Below are 2,751 nucleotides of genomic sequence, written 5' to 3' on the forward strand. Positions count from 1 at the left end.
AGTGCGGTGGGGTCGCTGTCGTGGAGGAGGTAGGTCAGGCGTTCTTGGGGGTAGTCGGGGTCGAGGGGGACGTAGGCGGCGCCGGTTTTGAGGACGGCGAGGATGGCGGTGATGGTGTGTGCGGAGCGGGGCAGGGCCAGGGCGATGCGGTGTTCGGGTCCGGCGCCGGCTTGCAGTAGCAGCCGGGCCAGTTGGTTGGCCCGTTTGTTGACTTCGCGGTACGTCCAGCGTTGGTCCCCGCACACCACGGCCACGGTGTCCGGGGCCCGTACCACCCACTCCTCGAACAACCCCGACAACGACACCCTGTCCGGATCCGTGCATGCCGCAAGCGCTGTGTTCTCCACCATTCCACCCAGCCAATTCTTCGGGGAGTCTCATCACGGAGAGAGACGCGTGAGGGTAGTTATCTGAATCCAGTGGTTATCTGAATCAGTGGTTATTTGAATCCGGCCCGGTTTTGAGTGTCCTTGCCCGCTTGTACCAGCGTCGCCGGACGACATCTCATGAGCAAGTAAATGGCAGCTTGGTGCAGTGGCGCCCTCGTCGTCTTCGCCGGTCCGCCCCCGTTTCGGACGCTGACATAGACGGGGAGAACGAGCAGGTCAGAAGCGCTGCAGCAGGGGATGCCGAGAACCGGCGAAGGCACCTAGGTGCCACCTGTCCGCATTGCCGGTAATCGCCGAGAAGAATGCCCATTGGAATGTTCTGACGTTTATTCAAGATCGTTGACGGGCTCGTCCGGCTCGGTTACGTTGAATTATTCGGACAGAGTGAATGCCCGCGTGTCCACCGCGCTCCTCGTTGCCTTCTCCTTCTCCTTTTCCTTATTCATCTCCGCGCGATCTGCGAAGTGCGTCAGTGCGAGCGGTCCGAACAGGGGGATTCCCATGGTCCGATCCCGGATCGAAGAGCTTCTGCCGCTGACCCCGTTGCAGGAGGGGTTGCTGTTCCACGCGGTCTATGACGATGGCGCGCCGGATGTGTACATGGTGCAGCTGGTCTTCGATCTCGACGGTCCGGTGGACGCTCAACGCCTGCGGTCGGCGGCGCAGGCGATCGTGGATCGCCATATGAGTCTGCGTGCGGGATTCATGACGCGCGGAGTGCCCCGGCCGGTGCAGGCCATCGCACGGCGTGTGCGGGTGCCGTGGCGGGAGGAGGATCTGCGGGGTCTGGGGGAGGTGGAGGCGCGGGATGTCTTCGAGCGGTGGCTGACACGNGTGGAGGCGCGGGATGTCTTCGAGCGGTGGCTGACACGGGACCGGGCCGAGCGTTTCGACCTGGCGCGGCCGCCGTTGCTGCGGTTCGCGTTGTTCCGTTTCGGCGAGGACCGTTTCCGGTTGGTGATGACGAACCACCACATCCTGTTGGACGGCTGGTCCACGCAGTTGCTGATGCGGGAGTTGTTCACGCTCTACCACCAGGAGCCCGAGGCCCCCGCCTCCACGCTGCCCTCCGCTGTGCCCTGGCGTGAGTATCTCGCGTGGTATGGGTCGCGGGATCGGGGTGCGGCGGTTGCGGCGTGGTGTGGGGTGTTGGCGGGGGTGGAGGAGGCGTCGGTGTTGGGGCCGGTGGTGTCCGGTGGTGGTGGGGTGGTGCCGGGTGAGGTGTGGTGTGAGGTTCCGGAGGGTTTGACGGGGCGGTTGGTGGAGCGTGGCCGGGAGTTGGGGCTGACGTTGAACACGTTGGTGCAGGGGGCGTGGGGTGTGGTGTTGGGTCGATTGTTGGGGCGTGAGGATGTGGTGTTCGGGGCGACGGTGGCGGTGCGGCCGGTGGAGTTGGCGGGTGCGGAGTCGTTGGTGGGGTTGTGTATCNGGGGTTGTTGTCGGGGTTGCAGGAGACGCAGGCGCGGTTGTCGGAGCATCAGTTCGCGGGGTTGCCGGAGATCCAGGCGGCGGCGGGTGCGGGGGCGCGGTTCGACACGGTGGTGATTTACGAGAACTATCCGGTGGCGCCTGGGGCGACCGGGGACGGCGCTGTGCGGGTCCGGGCCAGTGAGGGCCGGGATGCGACGCATTACACGTTGGCGTTGACGGTGATTCCTGGTGAGCGGCTTCAGGTGCGGTGGGGATACCGGCCTGATGTGTTCGACCGGGATGCGGTGGAGGTGATCGCGGCTCGTTTCGTGCGGGTGCTGGAGGCGATTGCTGCTGATCCGGGGTGTGTGGTGGGGCGGATTGATGTGCTCACGGGTGAGGAGCGGGAGCGGCTGGAGACGTGGAGCGGGGGCGCGTCTGGTGACAGCTTTGCTGGTCACGGGCTTTTGCCGGGGTTGTTTGAGGGGTGGGTGCGGTGTGATCGGGGTGCGGTGGCGGTGGTGTGTGAGGGGTGTGAGGTGTCGTATGGGGAGGTGAATGAGCGGGCGAATCGTCTGGCGCGGGTGTTGGTGGGGTTGGGGGTGGGGCCGGAGTCGCGGGTGGGGTTGGTGGTGTCGCGGTCGGTGGAGATGGTGGTGGCGTTGCTGGCGGTGGTGAAGGCGGGTGGGGCGTATGTGCCGATCGATCCGCGTTATCCCGCGAATCGGATCGCCTTCATGCTGGATGACGCCGCTCCGGAGGTGGTGCTTGCCACGATGGAGACGGCCGAGCGGGTGCCCCAGCGTGAGACCGGTCGGCTGTTGGTGTTGGACGATGAGCACACTCAGCAGCTGCTGGCGCAGGCTTCGGCTACCGACTTGACGGACCTCGATCGCGTGAGTCCGGTTGATGCGCGGCATCCGGCGTATGTCATCTATACCTCGGGGTCGAC

At 65.4% G+C, this 2,751-nt stretch carries 3 protein-coding genes; 2 read left to right on the top strand and 1 reads right to left on the bottom strand.

The genetic code is table 11. From position 1 onward, the window contains the following. Window positions 1–350 (bottom strand): AMP-binding protein (locus tag IEJ02_RS47625; protein WP_191070479.1); only part of this gene is annotated, 350 nt, incomplete at its 3' end. 540 nt (window positions 351–890) lie between these two features. On the opposite strand from IEJ02_RS47625, the gene IEJ02_RS47630 reads away from it, so the two are divergent. Continuing rightward, on the top strand, window positions 891–1,934 hold the full coding sequence (locus tag IEJ02_RS47630) for a condensation domain-containing protein (RefSeq protein ID WP_263408056.1): 1,044 nt from the start codon (window positions 891–893) through the stop codon (window positions 1,932–1,934). Next, window positions 1,856–2,751: AMP-binding protein (locus tag IEJ02_RS50190; RefSeq protein ID WP_191070481.1), on the top strand; the 896-nt coding region annotated here is incomplete at its 3' end. The genes IEJ02_RS47630 and IEJ02_RS50190, both read left to right, overlap by 79 nt.

It is taken from the genome of Streptomyces sp. 5-10 (assembly GCF_014712245.1).
In the GTDB taxonomy this organism is placed as follows: Bacteria; Actinomycetota; Actinomycetes; order Streptomycetales; family Streptomycetaceae; genus Streptomyces; species Streptomyces violaceusniger.